This window comes from Olivibacter sp. 47 (assembly GCF_030372825.1).
GTDB classification, from domain to species: Bacteria; Bacteroidota; Bacteroidia; order Sphingobacteriales; family Sphingobacteriaceae; genus Olivibacter; species Olivibacter oleidegradans.
On sequence record NZ_JAUCNR010000001.1, the window covers coordinates 3,275,114 to 3,297,357 of the forward strand.

21 protein-coding genes are annotated in these 22,244 nt (G+C 39.1%); 7 read left to right on the plus strand and 14 right to left on the minus strand.

Annotated features, from left to right (window positions below; genetic code table 11):
- Positions 1-37: 37 nt before the first annotated feature.
- Positions 38-757: an SAM-dependent methyltransferase gene (locus QT327_RS14255; protein WP_130855938.1), complete on the plus strand. Its 720-nt coding sequence runs from the start codon at positions 38-40 to the stop codon at positions 755-757.
- Here the strand turns inward: QT327_RS14255 and cobA are convergent.
- Complete coding sequence (cobA, locus tag QT327_RS14260; RefSeq protein ID WP_130855937.1) at positions 754-1,476, minus strand: uroporphyrinogen-III C-methyltransferase; 723 nt, start codon at positions 1,474-1,476, stop codon at positions 754-756. The two genes, QT327_RS14255 and cobA, sit on opposite strands and share 4 nt — an antisense overlap.
- 231 nt (positions 1,477-1,707) lie before the next feature.
- Between cobA and QT327_RS14265 the strand changes: the two genes are divergently transcribed.
- From QT327_RS14265 to QT327_RS14280, 4 genes are read left to right on the plus strand one after another with little or no spacing between them, the layout of a single operon-like run.
- Positions 1,708-2,880, plus strand: a complete 1,173-nt coding sequence (locus tag QT327_RS14265; protein ID WP_130855936.1) for a molybdopterin molybdotransferase MoeA — start codon at positions 1,708-1,710, stop codon at positions 2,878-2,880.
- Positions 2,881-2,906: 26 nt separating this feature from the next.
- Positions 2,907-4,208, plus strand: coding sequence for an MFS transporter (locus tag QT327_RS14270; protein WP_242627181.1), 1,302 nt, complete (start codon positions 2,907-2,909; stop codon positions 4,206-4,208).
- Between the two features lie 10 nt (positions 4,209-4,218).
- Positions 4,219-7,728: a nitrate reductase gene (locus tag QT327_RS14275; protein ID WP_289553141.1), complete on the plus strand. Its 3,510-nt coding sequence runs from the start codon at positions 4,219-4,221 to the stop codon at positions 7,726-7,728.
- 5 nt (positions 7,729-7,733) lie between these two features.
- Entirely contained in the window at positions 7,734-9,173 is a 1,440-nt protein-coding gene (locus tag QT327_RS14280; protein WP_130855933.1) for a rubredoxin, read from the plus strand.
- A gap of 91 nt (positions 9,174-9,264) precedes the next feature.
- On the opposite strand, the gene QT327_RS14285 is transcribed toward QT327_RS14280, so the two are convergent.
- The 3 genes from QT327_RS14285 to QT327_RS14295 all read right to left on the minus strand — a co-directional run bounded on the left by QT327_RS14285 (position 9,265) and on the right by QT327_RS14295 (position 11,157).
- Positions 9,265-9,444, minus strand: coding sequence for a BF3379 family histone-like protein (locus QT327_RS14285; protein ID WP_013667009.1), 180 nt, complete (start codon positions 9,442-9,444; stop codon positions 9,265-9,267).
- 100 nt (positions 9,445-9,544) lie between these two features.
- Positions 9,545-10,171, minus strand: a complete 627-nt coding sequence (locus QT327_RS14290) for a TetR/AcrR family transcriptional regulator (protein ID WP_130855932.1) — start codon at positions 10,169-10,171, stop codon at positions 9,545-9,547.
- 101 nt (positions 10,172-10,272) lie between these two features.
- Positions 10,273-11,157 (minus strand): helix-turn-helix domain-containing protein, encoded by an 885-nt coding sequence (locus tag QT327_RS14295; RefSeq protein WP_165446960.1) that lies wholly within the window; start codon positions 11,155-11,157, stop codon positions 10,273-10,275.
- A gap of 188 nt (positions 11,158-11,345) precedes the next feature.
- Here QT327_RS14295 and QT327_RS14300 point away from each other — a divergent pair, with 188 nt between their 5' ends.
- On the plus strand, positions 11,346-11,843 hold the full coding sequence (locus tag QT327_RS14300; protein WP_130855930.1) for a hypothetical protein: 498 nt from the start codon (positions 11,346-11,348) through the stop codon (positions 11,841-11,843).
- Positions 11,844-11,868: 25 nt separating this feature from the next.
- On the opposite strand, the gene QT327_RS14305 is transcribed toward QT327_RS14300, so the two are convergent.
- The 5 genes from QT327_RS14305 to QT327_RS14325 form a co-directional block, all read right to left on the minus strand.
- Positions 11,869-13,629: an ABC transporter ATP-binding protein gene (locus QT327_RS14305; protein WP_289553144.1), complete on the minus strand. Its 1,761-nt coding sequence runs from the start codon at positions 13,627-13,629 to the stop codon at positions 11,869-11,871.
- Positions 13,619-14,458 carry an ABC transporter ATP-binding protein gene (locus QT327_RS14310; RefSeq protein ID WP_289553146.1) on the minus strand — a complete coding sequence of 280 codons (840 nt, stop codon included), beginning with the start codon at positions 14,456-14,458 and terminating at the stop codon, positions 13,619-13,621. The genes QT327_RS14305 and QT327_RS14310 overlap by 11 nt, the downstream gene beginning before the upstream one ends.
- An 11-nt stretch (positions 14,459-14,469) precedes the next feature.
- Positions 14,470-15,339 (minus strand): ABC transporter transmembrane domain-containing protein, encoded by an 870-nt coding sequence (locus QT327_RS14315; protein WP_289553148.1) that lies wholly within the window; start codon positions 15,337-15,339, stop codon positions 14,470-14,472.
- Positions 15,340-15,373: 34 nt separating this feature from the next.
- Positions 15,374-16,945: a M61 family metallopeptidase gene (locus tag QT327_RS14320; RefSeq protein ID WP_130855927.1), complete on the minus strand. Its 1,572-nt coding sequence runs from the start codon at positions 16,943-16,945 to the stop codon at positions 15,374-15,376.
- A gap of 91 nt (positions 16,946-17,036) precedes the next feature.
- Entirely contained in the window at positions 17,037-18,263 is a 1,227-nt protein-coding gene (locus QT327_RS14325; protein ID WP_165446959.1) for an MFS transporter, read from the minus strand.
- 379 nt (positions 18,264-18,642) lie between these two features.
- Between QT327_RS14325 and QT327_RS14330 the strand changes: the two genes are divergently transcribed.
- A complete protein-coding gene (locus QT327_RS14330) occupies positions 18,643-19,182 on the plus strand; it encodes a pyridoxamine 5'-phosphate oxidase family protein (protein WP_289553149.1) in 540 nt (179 codons plus the stop codon).
- 35 nt (positions 19,183-19,217) lie between these two features.
- On the opposite strand, the gene QT327_RS14335 is transcribed toward QT327_RS14330, so the two are convergent.
- The 5 genes from QT327_RS14335 to QT327_RS14355 are packed head-to-tail and all read right to left on the minus strand — an operon-like array spanning position 19,218 to position 22,107.
- Entirely contained in the window at positions 19,218-19,874 is a 657-nt protein-coding gene (locus QT327_RS14335; RefSeq protein WP_013667018.1) for a hypothetical protein, read from the minus strand.
- Positions 19,871-20,704, minus strand: coding sequence for an ABC transporter permease (locus QT327_RS14340; RefSeq protein ID WP_130855926.1), 834 nt, complete (start codon positions 20,702-20,704; stop codon positions 19,871-19,873). The genes QT327_RS14335 and QT327_RS14340 overlap by 4 nt, the downstream gene beginning before the upstream one ends.
- Complete coding sequence (locus QT327_RS14345; protein WP_289553151.1) at positions 20,701-21,174, minus strand: ATP-binding cassette domain-containing protein; 474 nt, start codon at positions 21,172-21,174, stop codon at positions 20,701-20,703. Before QT327_RS14345 ends, QT327_RS14340 begins: the two co-directional genes overlap by 4 nt.
- A gap of 53 nt (positions 21,175-21,227) precedes the next feature.
- On the minus strand, positions 21,228-21,551 hold the full coding sequence (locus QT327_RS14350; protein ID WP_289553153.1) for an ATP-binding cassette domain-containing protein: 324 nt from the start codon (positions 21,549-21,551) through the stop codon (positions 21,228-21,230).
- Positions 21,526-22,107 carry a hypothetical protein gene (locus tag QT327_RS14355; protein ID WP_130855924.1) on the minus strand — a complete coding sequence of 194 codons (582 nt, stop codon included), beginning with the start codon at positions 22,105-22,107 and terminating at the stop codon, positions 21,526-21,528. The genes QT327_RS14350 and QT327_RS14355 overlap by 26 nt, the downstream gene beginning before the upstream one ends.
- Between the last annotated feature and the right edge of the window lie 137 nt (positions 22,108-22,244).

Sequence of the window (22,244 nt, forward strand, 5' to 3'; positions counted from 1 at the left end):
AAATATTTTACGTATTTTTACTTAAAAATAAGATGTTATGAAATACACACTCATAAAGGATGCCGAAGACCTTCGCTTTCTTACCGTAAAAGCGGCGAAATGTATTGCCGAAGCACAATTTTTGGTGGTCGATTCAGCTATTTCGGATGAAATCAATGAGCTGGTACCTGTAAACAGTATTAAACTCCATATAAATGAACTTCGTAGCTATTTGTCAGCCCGTCCGGATAGACTGCCAAGCAACATTGTACACATTAGTGGTAATGATACCGACATCAGTGAGGAGGAAGGGTCGATAGTCTGCTATCTAAAAGGGATCGGATATCAGCTATCGATTATTCCCGGTGTGAACGTGGTTAATAGAATTGCAGGACAGAACCATTTCCCTTTAACCATTCGAAACCGTAATGAAAGCTTTTGGGTATGTGATGCCCGTTTTTTTTATCCATCTGTAAAAGAAATGGTTGAAAAAATTCATGCGGTAGCTTCTTCAAATGCTGCAATGGCAATTAAACACATAAATATAGATGCCTTAAAATTCATGGCAACTATTATTAGTATCTATCGGCATCAAGAGACACCTGTCCTTGTAAACGATTTTGGCGGCGGTGTTGATTGTTATACGTTAATGGAAATACAAGACAGATTAGCGGAAGATCAATACAAGCTTGTTGTCATAAATCCCTGCGTACGGATGTTGAAGGCTGCGGCCTTTTCGGTGGAAGAAGTTTTAGAGAGTCGATTAGCAACGGGTTAACACCGCTCGATTGCCGCCGATTTCCCGATAACAAGAATTGCCGGTGTTAGAACTTGCTTATCAGCAATCTCGTGTAGAACCGTTTCAATAGTAGAAAATACCATGCGCTGATTATCCAGTGAGCCATTTTGGATAATCGCTATGGGTAAACTGCCCCTGCCCTCCATTTTATAAAGCTCAACAATCTTTTCTATATGCTGGATTCCCATTAATATTACAACGGTTTGATCTAATTTGGCGGCAAGATATAAATCCCTTGATAAGCCCCCATCCTTTGTTGAACCGGTAATTACCCAGAAGTCAGAAGAACCGTTTTTATTTATAAGCGAAATGCCTGCTAATTCCGCAACTGCGATAGCACTGGAAACTCCCGGTATAACGGAAGTTTCAATATTTTTCGATTTGGCGAATTGAAGCTCCTCGCTTCCACGTCCAAAAATATAAGGATCGCCACCTTTTAAACGTACTACATGTCCATAGCTATTGGCAAAATCAACTAACATTTTATTAATATTGTCTTGAACATAGGAATGACACCCTGCTCTCTTTCCAACAAATATTTTTTTTATATTTTTTTTTGCGTATGCTAAGATTGCGGGATTAACCAGCGCATCGTACAAAACAACATCCGCTGTTTCGAGTGCGCGAGCACCCGCAAGACTTAGTAATTCCGGATCTCCGGGACCCGCACCCACCAATGTAATCTTCGGTCTTTTCATCCTACTTCTTTATTTATTTTGAACCCCTTAATTGTCAACTGTAGTGCTTTACTTTCAATTGACTTATCAAAAATAAGTATATTTACTTAATATAAAACAATAATTTACGTAAAAATTTGCGTATATAGATTTTTTTATGCTAAATTTGATCACGATAAACCTCTCTTTACGTATAAAATCGTAGAACAAGGGTTTGCGAAAATCAAAAGTTATTAAACGCGACGAGAAGCCATGATTTCATACGAAGACGCCTTACGGCTTATTTCCTCAAGCACAAAAAAACTCCATCAGATGACAATCTGTCTTTCTGATGCCTTGGGTTATCGCTTGGCTCAAGAGGTAAGAGCTGACAGGCCCTATCCTCCCTATAATCGGGCAGCCATGGATGGTATTGCTATTCGTTTTCAAGATTATTTAGACGGTGTGCAAAATTTTAACATTCAGGAGGTTATTTATGCAGGGAGTGCTAGTGATGGGGTATTAACCCATGGAAATTGCTATAAAATTATGACAGGGGCTGCAGTGCCATCTTCTGCTGATACGATCGTGCGTAACGAAGATTTGCTATATGTCGCAAACAAGGCGTCAATTGTTCATCATGAAAAGATCAAAAGCCATGCAAATATTGCTTTACGCGGACAAGATTTGCAAAGTGGCGAAGTGGTTATCCCATACAATACTTACATAACGCCTTCTATAATAAGTTTATTGGCGACACTTGGTGTAACTAATCCCGTGGTTTTCCGTAAGCCGAAGGTCAGCGTTTTTACAACGGGCGACGAAATTGTAGGACTGGAAGAAAGTCCAAATGAAGTGCAAATACGAAATAGTAACCAATATCTCTTAACGGCTTTATTGGCTAAAGACGGCATTATACCTGAATCCATTCGGCATATTAAAGATACTGAAGCCGATCTGTATAAAGGTTTTATGGAACGCATGGATAGTGACATCATGCTCGTTAACGGTGGGGTTTCTGCCGGTGATCGCGACCTGGTGCCAACCGTTATGAAAACACTCGGAGCAGAATTGCTCTTTCATCATGTAGCGATAAAGCCCGGAAAGCCATTATGGTGCGGAAAACTTCCCAGTGGCTGTTTGGTGTTTGGTATACCCGGGAATCCATTTTCGTGTTTGACAACCTATATATTGTTTATTAGATCTTTCTTAAATTCCAAACCAACTAGCTCAGTTAAGTTTCCGTTGGCATGTGATCGGATTGGAAAGTCAACCTTCGACGATTTTTTTCCTGTTCAATTTTCTGAGGAACATAAGTTAGCGCCTATCCCAATCAATGGTTCCGGTGATGTACGACTTGGTCTATTTGCCGATGGTATAGCACGTCATCATCGTGCGAATCGAATACTTAAAAAAAACGATTTAATTTCATTTTACGCTTTTTAGTCAACAATCAATTTAACATTATGCTTATGAAAGCCTCGACTCTCCAACCTTTAAAAAAACTGCCCTTGTTCAGTCTAAAAGGACTACAGATGCGCACCTTCCACATAACTTGGCTTATGTTCTTTATTTGCTTTTTTGGATGGTTTGGTCTTGCTCCACTAATGCCCACTATCAGGGATGAAATGGGGCTTACAAAAGAACAGGTCGGAAATATCATTATTGCTTCCGTATCATCTACAATCATAGCACGCTTAATTATTGGCCGATTATGCGATATCCTAGGGCCTCGGAAAACTGCCGTCTGGCTTCTTATAATCGGTTCCGTGCCGGTGTTTTCGGTTGGATTAGCGCGTTCTTATGAGACCTTTCTTCTATTTCGTTTAGCTATCGGGGTTATCGGCGCATCCTTTGTCATCACTCAATACCATACCAGTATGATGTTCGCAGCGAATATTAAAGGAACTGCAAATGCCATTACAGGCGGTTGGGGTAACTTAGGTGGAGGGGTAACCAATATGGTTATGCCATTGATATTTGCCGGTATTGTTGGGTTTGGTTACGGGCCGGCGTATGCATGGCGTTACGCGATGATTGTTCCCGGTATACTGATGTTGATCGTCGCTTTTCTCTATTGGCGATACACCAAAGATACGCCTGCCGGTAACTTTGATGAAATTGATCGACATACAAAACAAAATCATAAAACGGATTGGAAAGTTTTAAAAGATTGGCGCATATGGGCATTAACACTTGCTTATGCGATGTGTTTTGGTATGGAGATAACTTTTGATAACGTTGCGGCACTTCATTTTGTGGACGCGTTTTCTCTTTCTCAAAGTAGTGCAGGATTCTGGGCAGGCATCTTTGGTTTTATGAATTTATTTGCACGCGCCTTAGGAGGGATAGCGGCGGATAAAGTGGGATTATCTTACGGAATTAGAGGTAAAGGGGTGCTGCTTGGCCTCGTACTGCTATTGGAAGGTCTTGGTGTTCTGTTGTTTGCTCAGGCAGGATCATTTCTTTTTGCTATCGTCTCCATGTTGACCTTTGCGCTATTCTTAAAAATGGCAAACGGAGTTACATATGCCATCACACCGTTTGTAAACAAGAAGAATGTTGGACTTATCAGTGGCATTGTAGGGGCCGGTGGTAATGCGGGCGGAATGTTTTTCGGCTTCCTTTTTAAGTCAAACCAGATCACCTATACCGAAGCTTTCCAATATATAGGCTTTATTATTCTCGGTGTGGCTTTCGTGATTTTCGCTACCCCATTTAAAAAATCGAAATCAGGTTTGGTGGAAGACACAGAATTGATTATACAGGCTTAATCAATCTTACATGAAAGATGCTAAGAACAGTTCAAAAGAATTAAAAAGCACCTGCTGCTATTGTGGGGTGGGATGTGGTGTTGTTATTGAAAAACAATCTGATGGAACTATTCGTGTAAGAGGCGACGAGAGCCATCCTTCAAATAAAGGTTTACTTTGTAGCAAAGGTATGAATCTTCATCATACCGTGAATGATCAAAGTGATCGTTTACTATTTCCCCAAATGCGGTACCACAAAGATATGCCTTTACAGCGTGTAGATTGGGACACTGCACTTGAACGCACGGCCGCAGTATTTAAAACGTTCATAAAAAAGTATGGTCCAAACAGTGTTGCCTTTTATGCGTCAGGCCAATTTCTAACCGAAGAATATTATGTGCTGAATAAATTAGTGAAAGGCTTTATTGGAACCAATAACATTGACACTAACTCGAGACTATGCATGAGTAGCGCCGTTGCGGCTTATAAAATGACGTTAGGTGAAGACAGTGTACCGGTGTGTTATGATGATATCGAGTTAAGTGATTGCATTTTGGTTGCAGGGGCGAATCCCGCATGGTGTCACCCCATCATTTGGCGTAGAGTTGAGAAACACAAAGCCGGCAATCCAGCTGTTAAAATTATTGTCATAGATCCGCGTGTTACTGATAGTTGCGCTATAGCCGATCTGCATTTGCAGATACAACCAGGTACAGATGTTACACTATTCCATGTCATTGCAAAACTCCTCATCGAGGCGGGCAAAGTGGATTGGAACTTTATTGAGTCGCATACTGACGGTTTTGAAGAATTAAGGGACCTAGTTTTGACAATTTCCGTCAGTGAGGCATCGGATATATGTGGTATCAGTGAAGACTATATCTATAGGGCCGCTGAGTACATTGGATCTGCCAATGCATTTTTAAGTATGTGGACAATGGGCTTGAATCAAAGCGTCGTGGGGGTCGATAAAAACGTCAGTTTACTGAACTTACACCTACTGACAGGTACAATCGGGAAACCTGGCTCCGGTCCTTTATCGCTTACCGGCCAACCGAATGCTATGGGTGGACGGGAAGTAGGTGGTTTAGCTAATTTACTTCCGGCACACAGGGATCTAAATAATCCGCAACACAGAGAAGATTTGCAGGTCTTTTGGGGAGGAAAAACAATTGATTCAAAGCCCGGGCTTACCGCTACTCAAATGTTCGATGCGCTCAATGAAGGTACATTGAAGGCTATTTGGATTAGTTGCACGAACCCGCTAATCAGCTTGCCGGACGTGCGGAAAGCAGAGCAAGCTCTCAAAAATGCGAAATTTGTAGTAGTACAGGAAATAAGTAGTAAATCGGAAACACTTGCGTATGCAGATGTGATTTTACCTGCTGCCGCTTGGAGCGAAAAGGAAGGAACAATGACTAACTCCGAGCGTCGCATTACTTACCTCCCCAAGGTAAATAGGCCTCCAGGTGAAGCCTTATCTGACCAAGAGATATTTTGCCGATTTGCAAAAAAAATGCAGTTCAAAGGATTTGATTTCCCTGATGCTGAAGCTGTTTATCTAGAACATGCCCAATTAACAAAAGGAATGAATATCGATATCAGCGAATTGACTTATGATATCTTAAGGAGCAATAGAAGTATCCAGTGGCCATACACAGAACAAAAGTCAACACCCCGCCTTTTCACAGACCTTAAGTTCTATACCAATAATAAACGAGCAAAAATTTATGCTGCATCAACCTCATTAGGAAGTGAAAAGCCCGACGACGATTATCCCTTTATTCTCACGACAGGAAGAATACGCGACCAATGGCATACAAGAAGCAAAACCGGAAAAGTAAACAAATTAAACCAGCACATAGCTCGGGCTTACCTCAGTATACATCCTGATGATGCGCGAGAATTGGGATTAAGGGAAAACGATATTGCTCATGTAAAGTCGCGTAGAGGAGAAACAAGTGTGCCTTGTAAACTAGATAAAGGGATAAAAAAAGGTGTGGTTTTCTTGCCAATGCATTGGGGAAAAATATTGAACAGTGACCTTAATCGAACCAACAATTTAACGAATAATCTATTAGATCCCATTTCAAAAGAACCGGATTTTAAATTTTGCGCCGTTCGTATTGAGAAATTTTTCAAACCAAAGCAACGCATTGTGATCGTTGGAGCCGGAGCCGGGGCATTTGGTTTTATTAAATCTTATCGTGAAAAAAATCAGATCGACGAAATTATCGTTTTCAGCAAGGAAAACACCTCATTCTATAATAGGGTTATGTTACCGGATTACATTAGCGGTGAACAAAACTGGGAGCAGTTGTTGAAGATGAGCGAAGAGGAAGAGAAAGATTACAGAATAACACTTCTTAAAGGGATAACCGTCACGGGGATAGATCGTGAATCAAAAAAGGTAACAGATTCGAGAGGTGTAAAAACACGCTATGATATACTTATTTTAGCAACTGGAAGTAGACCAACGCTCCCCAAGGGGGTTCCGCTTTTGCAGGGAATATTTACGATGCGTAGCCGCTCCGATGCAGATGAATTCAAAAGCTATTTACCACCAAATGGACATGTTGTTATTGTAGGAGGTGGACTGTTAGGGCTGGAAATGGCAGCATCGTTGCGAAGTATACACCTAAGCGTCACGATTGTTCAACGTGTGTCCCGTTTCCTAAATAGGCAACTTGATACACTGGGGAGCCAGTTATTACATGAAGAAATGGTCGATCAAGGCTGCGACATTTATTATGAAGATGAAATTCAACTATACTACGGGAGCAAGTATTTAACGGGTGTGGGCTTAAAAAGCGGACGGAAGATTGATTGCGACGCCCTTATATTCGCAATAGGTACCACACCTAATATTGAATTAGCAAAAGATTGCGGCTTGACCTATAAACGTGGAATAACCGTAAATGGGCGCATGGAAACGAATGATCCCGCTATATTCGCCATTGGAGAGATTGCAGAATACGAGGATACGCTATACGGTATCACAGCCGCTGCCGAGCAGCAGGCGAACGTCGTAGCCGACTATCTAAATGGCGATGTTGCGCGTATCTACCAGGGTAGTTTATTTATGAACATCATCAAAATTCACGGCTTTCATCTATGCAGTATTGGCCTGCCAACCGCGCCGAGCGGGCAGCCAGGCTATGAGGAAGTGACTTTTACAGATCGGGCCCAGCGCTATTATAAAAAATGTGTTATCTACCAAGACCGCTTGGTCGGTACTATACTGATAGGTGACAAATCGGAATTTTTGGAGTACAAAGATTTAATAGAAAAGAAATTAGAACTGGGTGAACAAAGACTGAAGTTATTGCGAAGCGGAAAAACGGCAGAAACGGTAATTGGTAAATTAGTTTGTAGTTGTAATAATGTTGGCGAAGGCAATCTAAAACAGAAAATCAACGAAGGAAGCCGGGATTTGAATTCGCTATGTACTAACTCAGGTGCCGGATCAGGCTGTGGATCGTGTAAGCCGGAGGTAAAGAGGATACTCTCCGAGGTGCTTGAAATGCACGCAATAATATAAAACAAATGAAAGCAAAGGAACAATATATCGTCAAAATAAACTTGCCGGGAGGAATCATTTCTGCCGGCAATTTATTGCGTGTTCTTAAAGTTCTCCAAGAACTCGGAATCGAGACCGTTAGTTTCGGTAATCGCCAACAATTACTTTTTAGCGCTGCTACTGAACATTTGCATCATCTCCGGCTCAATATCCCCAACACCATCATGGAGGTAAATGGAGATGATTATCCAAACATCGTCAGTTCGTACGTTACAGAGGAAGTCTTTGCTCCTATCGGATGGTTAAGGGAAGGTGTTTACAAGGACATCTTGGATTCGTTCAATTATCATCCCAGATTGAAAATTAATATCGTTGATCGCCATCAAAACCTGATTCCTTTTTTTACCGGGAATTTTAACTTCATTTCTTCGGATATTAGCAACCACTGGTATTTACACGTTCGTTTTCCGAAAACAAATAAAATCTATCCTTGGCCTTCTCTTATTTATTCAGCTGATATCGCGGAGATAAGTCGTCTATTGGAGCTTATTATCATGGATAACGATCATCTTTTTTATAATAAGCCGAATGCAGATGGGGATCAGCTTGTGCAAATGCTAAACAGAATGGCGGATTTTCATACGCAGTACTATGATCTTCCCATGACGCACACCGATTTTCATCTTCCTTTTTATGAGGGGATCAATTATTATGGTGAACATAAGCTTTGGTTAGGCATATACAGAAGGTGGGAAAATTTTTTTGTAGACTTTTTAATCGAGATCTGTACCTTGTGCATGGATTGTAGAATAGGCCAGTTATATACAACACCTTGGAAAACAATTTTGATAAAGAATATCCTTCCATCCTACAGGATTCGATGGAGTGTGTTGTTAAACAAATATCGTATCAATGTACGGCATGCCTCCAATGAGTTAAATTGGCAACTGGAAGATCGTTCAGACGAGGCAAAAGAGCTAAAGTGGTTGCTGGTAAAGGCATTTGAAGAGGCTGATCTCCGGACGTCGAAACTTTGCTTTGCTATTAAAATCAGTAAGCAGACAGGACTTTTTGGTTCCATTATCATACAAAAAGAAATTTCGGAAGAAACGTTATATCATGTAATGCATACATCTAACTTCAACCCGAATTCCAAAGAATTTGTTAATTATGGAAGTGCCGGTGATATAAAAGAATTAGGTGAACTTCTGATCCGATTGTGTAATGTCTATTATGAGATGCATAGTACATTACGGCTTTCTGTTACTCCAAAAAAGGAAGTAAATAGTAAAAAGAACGATGCTCCTGCGCAAATTTATCAATGTAAGCACTGCTTTACCCGATATGATCCCTTATATGGTGACTCGATAAATTCGATTAGTCCGGGAACCTCATTTGATTTGTTAGTAGATTATAATTGTCCGACTTGTGACGCGCGTAAGGCGGAGTTTGAACGCGTCTTTTAATAATGAACTAAATAAGGAGTCAACAAGAAGATCGGACGTATATAGAAGCCCAATCACTGCAAGTGATCGGGCCTAGAGCTGAATAAAATACTTATTTGCTTTCGTTTTTCTTAGCGGTAACTTCGTTACGAATATCTTGCGCTAAGGTTTTTGTTTGCTGTAATGCTCCACGTAATCTAGTACCCGCAGCCTTGTTTCCCTTTTCATAGAAAGCTACCGCATCTTGTTCTGCTGCAGCAATCAATTCCTTTAATTCATTGAATTTTTGCATTTTTGCTTAATATTTAAACAGAAACAACCATTGTTTCTGCAAGGCTGCGAAAGTAGGCAAAAAAAGCATATTCTCTAAATATTGCATAAAGAACTTTAAATTAAGTCAAAGAAAAGTTGTTTACTGGTTGACGTAATCCATTAATGAAAATTTTACTGATTTCCTTTTGCTTTTCTACGATTTCTTCCGGATTGTAACAGTCGCTCAATGTCATCCTGCAAACTCGCGCGTTAGCACCTAAATTTAGTCCGTACAATAGTTCAGCATATAGTGTCGCAATGGATTGTAATGGAAAATCTTTGAGCTCACCGCTTCTAAGCCCCCTCCTTAAAATGAGGGTAAGCTGCTTTACGTCTGCGGATTTAATCATTGTCAAAACAGATTCGGGTAAACCCGAGTACACCCCATCATAACCATAAATCAGTTGTGTGTGGTTATACTTACCCCTCGTTCTTTCTCTTATTTCCAGGAGCTTATAAATTGAAGGTAAAACACGCATACCCTTGGGGATAAGCCGATTAATCTGTTCGCGTTCCTCTTGCAAAGTATGTTTTACAATTTCGGCAATTAGCTCGATTTTGTTTGAGAAATAAAGCGTCATTGTTGCGCTCGAGATACCAACGGTTTGTATAATTTCAGCCATTGTTGTCTTGGCAACGCCGTAGTGATTAAAACGTTCAACAGCTGTATCGATAATTCTCTCCCGAATGTTTTTATTGTAAATCATATCTCTATTCTCTTTTAAAGTTTACTCAAATATCTTACAGTTTGAACAGACTATAAAGGCTCTTTTGACGCTATTTTTAGTCTAAAAGACGCCTAAATTGACTATATTCTGAATGAGGTCGGTGCCAATCCTACCTGTTTTTTAAAGAATTTTCCGAAAGTGGATTGATCGGCAAAATTCAATGATTGAGCAATTTCACTAATACTTAACTTAGGATCAGCCAGTAGCATTTTTGCTTCTTTTATTACGGCCTCGTCAATAAAAAAACCAGGTGTTTTTCCGGTAACCTGTTTAACTGTTTTGCTTAAATATTTACGTGTGATAAATAATAAGTTTGCATAAAACTGAACTCCCCTCTCCTTTTTGTAATATTTTGATACTTCTTTAAAAAAAAGAAGCACCAGATTCTCTTTGCGACGAAGCTTTATCTGTGTTCCAACCTTATTCCGATGGTAGGCTTGAGTCAGTTCATATATAAATTGTGAAAACGTATTGGTTAAGACCTCTTCTTGGAACAAATGATCGGATTTTGGATAATTAATTTGCTTCAACCGTTTTAGTAGCCAGTCTAATGTTGTCAATTCGTCTGCTCCTACCGCTATGATGGGAGATGGCTCAGGTGCGAAAATTTCGAGAATCTGCGGATGGCTGTAATGAAGACCCAGACTTAAGAAAAAATCGGGACAGAATGCAATACCAATGGCTTCACTCTTTGGCAGAATGGCAGACACCTCAATCAAAGCGGATGGAGGAATAACACATAACTCACCTGCTGTTGCGTGATATTCCTTTCGATTCAGCTTAAAGTAAATTTCGCCTGCTTTGACGACGAAAATATAGAAAAATTCACTTCTTATGGGACTGTTCAACATAACAGCTTCATGTAAATCTTGCATTTCATGTACAGAGAAACGAAACTTGAATGAATCTAACTCATCAAGAACTGCAGTCGAGGACTGGTGAAATAAGGACAATTCTTTTTCCATAATCGGTAACCTAATAAAAAACATTGCAATTTAACTATTTGACTTTTCAAATAAAATAGTCAGATTAAAAAAATTATCTTTACTGCTTTAGTCAGTCCATTGTCAGACATGCTCTTCAAAAAATGATTTTCACTGGATATAAAAAAGTTGTTGATTAATATTGTAAGAAGTCGAACGAAACGAAAGCTATGGAAGCAATTGTAGATTATTACAAAACGGTACTCGATACAGGAACTAAGCTTCTTTTATTAAACTTGATAGTTTTAGTGCTTAGCGTTTTTTTTCTTACGGTAAAAAAAACGCCGTTTTCATTTGGTTTTATACTTATAATCGTACTTTTTTCATTTCTGTTTGCCGGTATCGGAATAGGATTTTACAAAGATGCGTTAAAGAAAGTTAGTCAAGAAACAAAAGAGATCATCCGTTACGATATGGAGATAAGGAAGGCAGAAGTTTTCCGCAAAGAGAGTAGAACGAGGGTAGTTATTGAAATGTGTGTTGCTGTATTGGCCTTATTTTTATTACTACGCGCCAAACCGGAATCCGGAAAACAGGGGGTTGCTATTGCATTGATTTTATGTGGTGCGCTGATGTTTGTTTTTGATATTTATGTCTCGTCCCGATTAACCGATCATATTGCCGATCTAAAAATTCTTAAGCACAATTCGACAATTAATGAAAAATGAAGCAGATAGTTGGATTCAGCCCGATCTAGCTATTTTTTTTATCGTTCAACAAGCGATTTACAGCCTCTGCAAATGAACCTGCAGGGGTGACTTTTCCTAAGTTAACGAAGAAAATTTCATCTGCATTTTCAATCGTATTTAATCGATGTGCTATAATAACTAAAGTAGTATGCGCTGGCAGTTTTCTCAGGATTTTCTCGAGCAATCGTTCTGTAATCGTATCAATATTGGCTGTCGCTTCATCTAGTATAAGAATGTCAGGATTTCTGAGTACCGCACGAATGAATGCGATCACCTGTTTTTGCCCCAAGCTGATACCATCTTCCTGGGATGTAATAGGCGTATCCAAGCCGCTCTCAAAAACAGCAATTAAGTCTTCTAATCCTCGATCCTTGATCAATTCATGTAACGCTGTGCTGTCATAAGTCGCATACAGTTCATTTCCATAAAGAATATTTTCGCCTACCGTGCCGGTAAACAAAAACGGCTCTTGCAGAATAAAGCCAATTTTTTTTGACCGCTCTGAAGAACTGTATGCTCTAATGTCCTGACCATCGAGAAAAACGTGTCCCTCTGTGGGGTCATATAAACGTGCCATTAGGGATGCTGTAGTCGTTTTCCCACCTCCCGTTGGTCCTACTAGTGCATACGTCTTTCCACGTAATAGTTTAAAATTGATATCATGCAAAATTTCCTTGCCATTTGGGTAAGAGAAGTAGACATTGTTAAACTCCAATAAACAGTCTTTCGAATTAGTGCCAGTGCTTGGTATTACGTTTAAATTGGTTTCCAACGATAATATCCGAGCTATTCGGTCCCAACCAGCCATGGCAACCTGAAAACTTGACCACAAAGAGGCCAGTTGTCGCAATGGATTGTAAAAATTAACTACATAAGCGAGATAGCTTACTAATAGTCCAATCGTTAATTCGTTCACGCTAATCAGATAGATTCCGTATGTTAAGACAATTAGCTGTGCTATGCTAGAAAAAAAACTATAAATAGGCAAGAAGATGTTGTTAGCTAAACCCGCTCGGAAGGCGGTGCGATAGTTTTGTTGATTGACTTCTTGAAACCTTTTTTTATAGTAGTCACGACGGTTAAAGGCAATGATAACTTTAAAGTTCCCTAAACTTTCCTGTATTTCCGCACTCATATCCCCTGCTGCTCTCAGGCTTTCCGCATTCCGTTTTTTTACCCAGGGAGATACAACTTTGGTAAAAATGAGAATGAATAAGGCTGGTGCTAAAGCGGCTAAGCCCAACTGAATATTAATGATCAGCAGAAAGACGCCGGCACCAAACATAATGACCATGCTACTGATAAACTGCGTGAGGGCCTGAGAGAAAAACTGATTAAGTTTATCGGTATCGTTGTTAATGCGGGAGATTAGATCGCCTGCTTTATTCTGATTAAAGAAGGCTATCGGTAATTGTAGCAACTTGTTGAATACAGCATTACGTAGCGTGAATAGTAATCGCTGCCCAACACCGCCCATAAGTTTTGTTTGAAGGTAACTGGTTAAGAGCAGTATGAGGTACATAATCAGCAAAATACCCGAAAACAGTAGTACTCCAGGGTACTGTTTTGTTACCACATAATGATCAATCGTATACCCAATAAAGAATGGACTCAGTAGATTCAGAAAGGAATTCATTAACATAGCCAAAAAAGCCAATATCAGTTTCCCTCGCTCATGCATAACCAGACCAAAAATGCCTTTGAAAGCGGCCATGGACGATTCCCGCTTACCGGATCCACTTTCATCATGTAAGTTATAGTTCATAATCGCTCGTACTTTGCTGTGAGGTAAAAATCTGTACATACTCGGGACTTGAGCGCATTAATTCTTGGTGTTTTCCGATGGCGATAATTTCACCTTCCATTAACAGTATAATTTGATCATAATGCTCGGCGGTTGTGACTTTCTGTGTGACGGAGATCAACGTTAAATTTGGATAGTTTTCGTTGATATTTCTCAATATATTTTTCTCCGTTAAACTATCTACACGTGCTGTAAAATCGTCTAAAAGTAATATCTGAGGATGGAGCGATAATGCTCTTGCTAACATGATGCGCTGTTTCTGCCCACCTGACAGATCCGAACCTCTTTCTGATAGCATGGTGTCCAGCTTATTCGGCAGACTATTTACGAATTCATTCAGCTCAGCAGTTTTAACGGCCATTTGCAAGTACTCATTAATTACGGTCTTGTTGAAGGCGATGTTTTCGCGAATACTCATATTAAACAGAATACTGTCTTGAAAAACAAAACCTACTTCATCATGAAAATACGTTTCTTCGTATTCTTCTATTGAATGCCCATTGAATGTGATCGTTCCTGCATCTTGCTTTGAGAGCCCCATTAACAAATAAAGCAGTTGCGTCTTTCCTGCGGCAGTGGGGCCAATAATAGCTGTTTTTGATCCCGGCTTTAAGCAAAATGAAATATCTTTTAGTATCGGTTTCTGCTCAATATTTAGGTAGACAGATTGGAAACAAATCTCTCCATTTACGCCTTCTTTTAGATTGCCGTTTTTCTTATTCGTAGGCGCCTCCAAAACCGTTCGTATCCGATCATAAGAAGCCGTAGCCTGTGCAATCACGTTACTCATGAATCCAATTACTAAAATTGAAAAATAAGAAGCGCTAAATAACTATTAAAGGCAGCAAAATCACCAAGACTCATACTTGTGGTGATAACAAAATGCCCTCCTAGTAACAAAATAATCAAACCTGCCATATTGGCGGTAAATACGATAACCGGAATTAGACTTGCAAAAAGCTTTAAAATAGAAAGTCCATAATGCTTCGCTTGCTGATTACTAGCTAAGAATTTATCATACTCGAGTTGTTGGGAATTGACAACTCTTATAATTGCAGCGCCCAAAATGCTTTCGTTGATTGTTTTGTTCAATCGATCGATTACACTCCTACTTTGGATAAAAAGTACCCGTACTTTTCGGAGTATCCAAAAGAATGTTCCGCCGATAATCGGTATAATGGCGATAACCGCCAGTGCCAATTCCCACTTTATAGTAAACAATAAAATGCTAACGCCTATTATAATAAAAATTGAGGAGGCGATGGAGACAACCGCCTGGGCAATGAACAACTTAATTGAATCAACGTCGGCGGTAAGGTTTGTCAGCAATTTTGATGGATTAGCAGCCTTAATATAAGAAAAATCCTGCGCGGCAATTTTTTCTGTTATTTGCCTTCGTAAATCTCTTGCGACACGTTCAGAGGTAAAGGTTTGTATGATGATCTGCAAATAAGAGAAGATGAAAACAATGAAAACCACCAAGCCGAAACGTATAAATGTTTGGTAGTAAGAAAAACTTTGATTGTTATAAGCATCAATACCTTCACCTATTATTTTGGGAATCCATAGGTTTAAACCGTTACTTATCAAAGCGAGAAGCATCAATAATAAGAGCAAAAGCCTATATGGCTTAAGTAAAGTTAGGAGACTTGTCTTTTTTCCGGTGTTCATTAATTCTATCTATGATAGATTTATTCTCCTTATGCTAGTTTACTTGAGGAGTCAGCCATATCTTCCGTATATGACGTGCGTTTGTATCTGCCTGCTCATTAGGAATTAAAAGCCTTGTATGATCAGAAGTATATTGTATACCGGCTAACCCAAAGTAATAATCGTATGGAATGGGTTCCGTTCCCTGAACATACCTGATGAGAAATTGTTTAATTTCAGGATAACTTAATTTCTCTATTTCATCAAATAATTGGTCATCATTAAAATAGCTATTTTTTCCAAAACGTATTCCAAGGTCATGAGTTAGGTTTTTCAAACCGTATCCGCCGTCTGATAGATGTAAAAGATAGATGTCTAGACAAGCGGCAATCAATGCTCCCTTTTGATAGACGTTACCATATTGATTGGCATAAGTGCTTGCCGCGTGTTTACTTAGTTCTGTGAATGACAACTTATCATTGTAATTTTTTCGAGAATCAACAATTTTTTCCGATAATTTATCTAAAAACTCCTGCTCAGAGTTAAGGCCATACTTAACCTGCACATGATGAGCTGTATATTCAGTAGTGCCTTCGTATAGCCATAAATGCTTAGATAGGGCAACATGGCTGTAATTAAACTCTTTAACTTCCTTCGATGCTATAGTTAAAGGGGTTATTATATGAAAAAATTCGTGTGACGACACGTCTGTCACAATTTTTTTTAATTGATTGGCCGGCAACTCCGGAAGGTAGTAAAATGATGATGTGGTATGTTCCAAAGCCCCTGCAAGTCCCGGTTTAAATGAGTGTTTTATCTTTGGGTCTTTAAAATAATACAGAAACGCGTAACGGTCAGCTGGAAGCTTACCTCCTAAATAGCCTTTTGCCGCCCTAAGTAAATCGCCAAGCCAGGATATAATCTCTTTTGCATGAATTTGTTTATTGGGAGAATAAACTGAAACTAATACGTCGCAATTGCCTACTTTCAATGATGCAGTATCAGCAATTCCATACATAATGGGTGTATCATAAAGATCGTCAATGTTTTCCATTTTAAACACATCTTGCTGAATATTTGATGATATGGGCAGGCTACTTGACGATGCAAAGAAATTATTGGGCTTATCAATGGTTATTTGAACGGGAATCTTCGTATGATGTTCTAAATATCCAAAAAAGCCCGGAGCATTGATTATGACGTTTCTCCCTTCTTCAATGTTTGTAGCAGCCATTGGATAAATATCATGTGGTGTATCAGCATCAAAAATGTCATTTACGGTGTATTTTATTGTATGCAAACGTCTAGCTTTTGATATTTTCCACTGATTGTCATTAAGTCGTGCAACGCGAAGTTTTTTACCCCGTCTGTCAAATGCCGCTACATTTGAGATAAATTTGCCATAATCACTTATTGCGTAGGTGCCTGGAATAATCTTTGGAAAAGAAAATATGACTTCTTTATCTTGTGATTTCGGTGGAATGAGAGAAACCTCGACTTTATCCTCCTTCGTCTGATTAAGATTAACAGCATATTGATAGTGTTGTGCGAGTGATTGTTTTATAGGATGAAAAAACAAAAAACAACTGAAAAAAAATACTTTAACGATTACCGCTATTTTGTTCATGTGATTGACGCATTAAATTTTTCTTTGGAGTAATATTACCATCGAATGTTACAACTTAGGCAGCCTAAAGCTTACCTTGGAAAATGAATATTTAAGGGTTATCCGTCGTTAAGTCCATCGCGGTATCTATTTCCCGACCAGTGTTTTCTTTCAGTATCACACAAGTTACCAAGCCAATTAATACCATAGCCATACTGAAAGGAAAAATATAGTTCATCCCCAGTCCTTTAGCTACTAAGCCTATTAAAGGGCCGGTCACACCTAACGAAATGTCGATGAATAAGCCATAAGCCCCTAAAGCTGATCCTTTGTTGGATGCAGAGGCACGACTTACCGCCTCTACTCCTAGAGCAGGAAAGATCAGCGAGAACCCTAAACCGGTAAATGATGCTCCTAACACAGCAATATGAGGATTCGTAGCTAACCAAAGAATTAGCAAGCCCATACTCTCTACAGCCATACTTACAATAGCGACCCGAAGCCCTCCAAATCGATTTATACTTTTTGCAAATAACAATCGACCTAAAACAAAGAATAAACTGAATGCCGTGATACAGATAGCCGCTTGATTCCATCTATTAAAGGCATAATAGAGTGTGATGAACGTAGATAGCGTACCAAATCCCATTCCGGCTAAGGCCAATCCACTTCCATATGGGCTAACTGTACGTAGCACCTTCAAAAATGGTTTTCGGGGAGTATCCTGATCACCTTTAAGTGCAGGTTTTCTAACAGCTGTAAGGAGGCCTATTATTGCGGTCGCTATGGTTAAGGCGCCTAAGCTCCAATTGCCAACATAACCGGCCATCCAGACTCCCAAAGGAGCCCCAATAGCCATCGAACTGTAGTTGGCGATGCCATTATAAGAAATAGCCGTTGCTGTATGCTTCTCTCCGGTTCTAAGCATGGCCCAGTTAACGGGGCTAGCTCCTACCATGCCCTCTCCACATCCGGTTACTAATCTGGATATGATAAGAATAGATAGACTTAAGAGCGGTTTATCCGCTAAGGTAAAAGATGTTATTAAGAGAATGCCGGTAAGTAGGAAACAAATCATGCTAGCAATTACAGCAGGTTTCGGCCCCCGGTTGTCGACAATATGGCCTGCGTATGCACGCATAAGAAAAGTCATTATATATTGTATACTGATAACCGCTCCCGCTATCACGGTATTGAAACCCAGTTGTTGATGGATAAATATCGGTAATACGGCCAATGTTAGTCCGATCGAAAAATATCCATAGAAAGTCAGCAGTACATAATTTGCAATAATAAAAGAAGGCTTTTGGGACAAGCTCTTAAGGGAAGAATGATTCATAACACAAAATAGTCAATAGCTCAAGCTCCGTGCAAAAGTAAAAGTTTTTTGATCAAAACAGGGTCCTAGTTACCGAAATAGCTAATTATGACATCCATATGTAAAATACTTGTTGCCGTTTCCTTTGTCGGATACTCCTGCGGGGAGAAGGTTTCGCATAGGGCTACTGATTTTGTCAAGTACAAAAGCCCCCCTCCCACGTTGGAGAGGAAGGCCACTGTTTCGGCTGGATACCGGTTATTAAAAAATAAAGGTAGCCAAACCTCAGTATATTACTAACAGCTTAAAAACGCGAATGTTTCGTAGATGCCCAATCAATAATTGCGAGAAATCTAAACCTTGTGAAGATTTATTCGTTACTCTAAAAAAGCAATAAGTTATGGATAGTATCAATAAGCAACAAGAAGAAAGTAATAAAAAAGATTTACACGGAAAAGAGGCTATTGAAAAGGTTAAAGAGCTGGTAAATATAGCCGAGGCTTGTTTTTTTTGCACAGACTTGAATAAAGTAGGCGTTCCTTTATCTATTAGGCCGATGGCGGTGCAAAAAGTTGATGATGATGGAAACCTTTGGTTCTTAAGTGCAAGCGATAGTCATAAAAATGAAGAGGTTCAAAGAGATCCTTTCGTACATTTACTTTTTCAAGGCTCAAAATATGCCGACTTTTTGAATATTTATGGTTTAGCTTCCATTGTTAACGACAGAGAGAAAATTAATGAACTTTGGAATCCCTTACTGAAAACCTGGTTTACGGAAGGAAAAGACGACCCGCGAATAAGGGTTATCAAAGTTGAGCCTACAGAAGCGTATTATTGGGATAATAAACATGGTAATGCTGTGGCATTTGTGAAGCAGTCAGTCGGCTCAATTCTAGGTAAAACGCTGGACGACTCGATTGAAGGAAAGTTGGATCTTTAGAACAAAAGAGCGATGGGTTCCAAACAGAGGAGAAATCAATGTTGTTTAATGCGGTAATCCTTTATTTGCATTTTTATTTTTCCTGTTTTGGTTTCCATCGCTCTCATTTTCTTTCGATCGATTTTTGTGTCCTTTCCCATAAAGTTAAACGGTATTTTGAGTCGTTCGATAGCAAACGTTGTTTCGACATAATTAGGAAGTATATCTTTATTACTGGCGTAGCTCATTAATAGTATATAAGAACCGTCTTTCCGTGTATTTATTTCTGATTCCACGATACGTTTCGCTTGAACATCCATATATAGCGTAGCCATTGCTAAATCGGAGCGTTTGTCGGTGGGAATCACATTAACTACTTTCAAAAGCAAACCCTTTCTTTTCTCCGTACCCCGGTCGACGGTTATAAACGGATATTTAAAAATCTCCGACATTGAAAAATCCAACCCACGCTTTGGTAGCATAACGAAATCCGTTGAGGAAAATCCCATCTTTTCCCCTTTCGAATAAGTTATTTTTGCAGATTTAGTGGGCATACGAATGAATGGTACATCTAAATCAAAGATCACGGTTGCAGAGAATTGTTGAACGGCATCCATCCTCTTTTTTATGGTCAGCAGATCTGTGTCTATTTCTTGGCCAAAAATAGGTTTGACTAACCATAAGAAAAACAATACAAAAATAACGCGAATCATCCGATATCTTTTTTATTAAAAATGTATGTGCCGATTAAGACCATTAACAAACTGTACAATATGAGCAAAAAGTTGTTGCCAATAATACGTGTCCAGTCAAGTTCATATACAAAAAGCTGTTGCCATGTATCTATCAGTTTTGGAAAAAACAAATTATTGAAACTTGCATTGCCAAAGTCTACCTTTAAAAGTAGATTTGTAATAACAAGAAATAGTGCAGATACAAGCCATGTCTTTGAAGAATCCTTTATCAGGATAGCAAGGGTCATGCTTGTAACATTGTAGAAAATCATAGCAATTGCACCTGAAATAAATGAAAAGCATATTCGTCTAAAAGCATCTCCCGATTCGAAAAAATTTAAGGTGTTAATATAAACGATTAAATCTCCTTTACCGAAAATTGCATAAGCAAAGGCGAAAGTCGTTAACATCATAAAAGTAATCACAAGGATTGTAAACAAGATAGCCATTGCATATTTGACTAAAATGAACTGCTTTTTTCTAACTGCCTGCAACATAACAGACTGCAGTGTTCCGTCTTTATATTCATCAGTAAGAAAACCAGACGTAATTATCATGAGAATTAATGGCACATTGAACCAAAGTGAATTAAGAACGATGTACATAATGAGGTTACCGTTCAGTAATGAACCCTCAAAATAAAATGATTGCTTTAATGACTCTAGAAGCAAATCCAAGACCGTGCTTCCCTGATAGTACGCGATGAGCAGAATCAGCAATTCTATTAATATAATGGCTCCCAAAGCATAATAGGTTTTGCTTTGCTTCACAATTTTCAACAATTCGGCACTGAAAAGTGATTTCATCATAGAGTTCCCTTTATTAATTGTTCCAGGGTTAAATCCGGAATACAAGCTGTGACTTGTACTCCTTCACTTAACAATTCGTTCAACAAACCGGTAATTTCCCCGCTATTGCAAACTACTTTCACTTCATTAACGCCAAAGACGGTCTGATACTTCCTAAGTACTTCGGAAGATTCGATATTATTTGCTAATATTGAATAGCTATAAATGTATTTACTGATTAAATGTTTTGTAGTACCTGAATTTACAATTTTCCCATTGTCCATTATATATAACGAGTGACAACACCTACTTAACTCACTCATGAGATGAGAAGATAAAAGAATGGCAATTTTTTCATATTGGGCTAACGATAGAATAAGGTCAATAAGAGATGCCACACCGAAAGGGTCTAGCCCGGAAAAAGGTTCGTCCAAAATCAAACAGCCCGGATTGTTTACCAGCGCAATAGCAATGCCTAGCCGCTGTTTCATTCCTAGGGAAAAATTACCTACAGGATCTTTTCGATCTGTAGGTAGGCCTACTTTTAAAGGTAATCCCGAATGCTGTCGGGATCAGCTTTGGCACCTTGTATGCCGGCAAATATTTTCAAATTATCATAGGCGTTCAGATAGTTATATAAGCCAGGTCTCTCAATGATGGCACCAATAGATTTGGATCGAGGTGATTGAAGAATTATTTCACCGCTATCAGCCCTGATCAAACCGGTTAATATTTTAAAAAGTGTAGTTTTCCCGGCACCATTACGTCCCAACAACCCGCAAATCTCCCCTGGGGCAACCTGTATACTGACATTATCTAGTGCAATTTTTGAGCGATAAGATTTAGACAGATTCTTTCCTATAAGCATTATAGACCATGTTTTTATTCAATGTATTACCTAAGTCGCGGAAGTTGAAACGCGGTTCATAATACTTCTCCATAAATGTACGCGACCAGAAATATCTTTTAAACAGGAAGAACGGATCACGTACCATAAACTGAGGTATGAAATGAAACCACTTAATTCCTATTTTATTATAATAAACCTCTACCTGGTTCCGAAGACCTAATTCAGCAGCAGCAACAAGTACTGCATTTCGCTGACATTTGGAGCCGCTGTAGTGTCTGGCTAATTTAGGGGTAAAACCGTGTACATAGAGATGGTCTTTTATTCTTTTGTAATTTTGAAATCTCGACCAAGCGTCCATAATAACTAAAAAAACATGGCTAAAAGCAAATAAAAGGCACCCCAACCAAAATAACGTTTGAATAATACCTCCCTCTATATAAGCACTTTTCAATTTTAACCAATAGAAATACGATTCAAGTAGAAAAAGAAAAACTGAGCAATGTAACAAAACGCCGACATTCCAATAAGAAAGCAGCCAGCTAGGCTGTTTAGGTAACGAATTCTGATTTAACATGTTACATTAATTAAACTCTTCACAAATCTTTAGCTGGGATCAAACTATAAGCACTACGCATTGCAGCATATGACAGGGGCATCAAAATTACACAAACTCCTTTACTTCTGCTTTTAGTTAAGTTTTTCAAACATAGA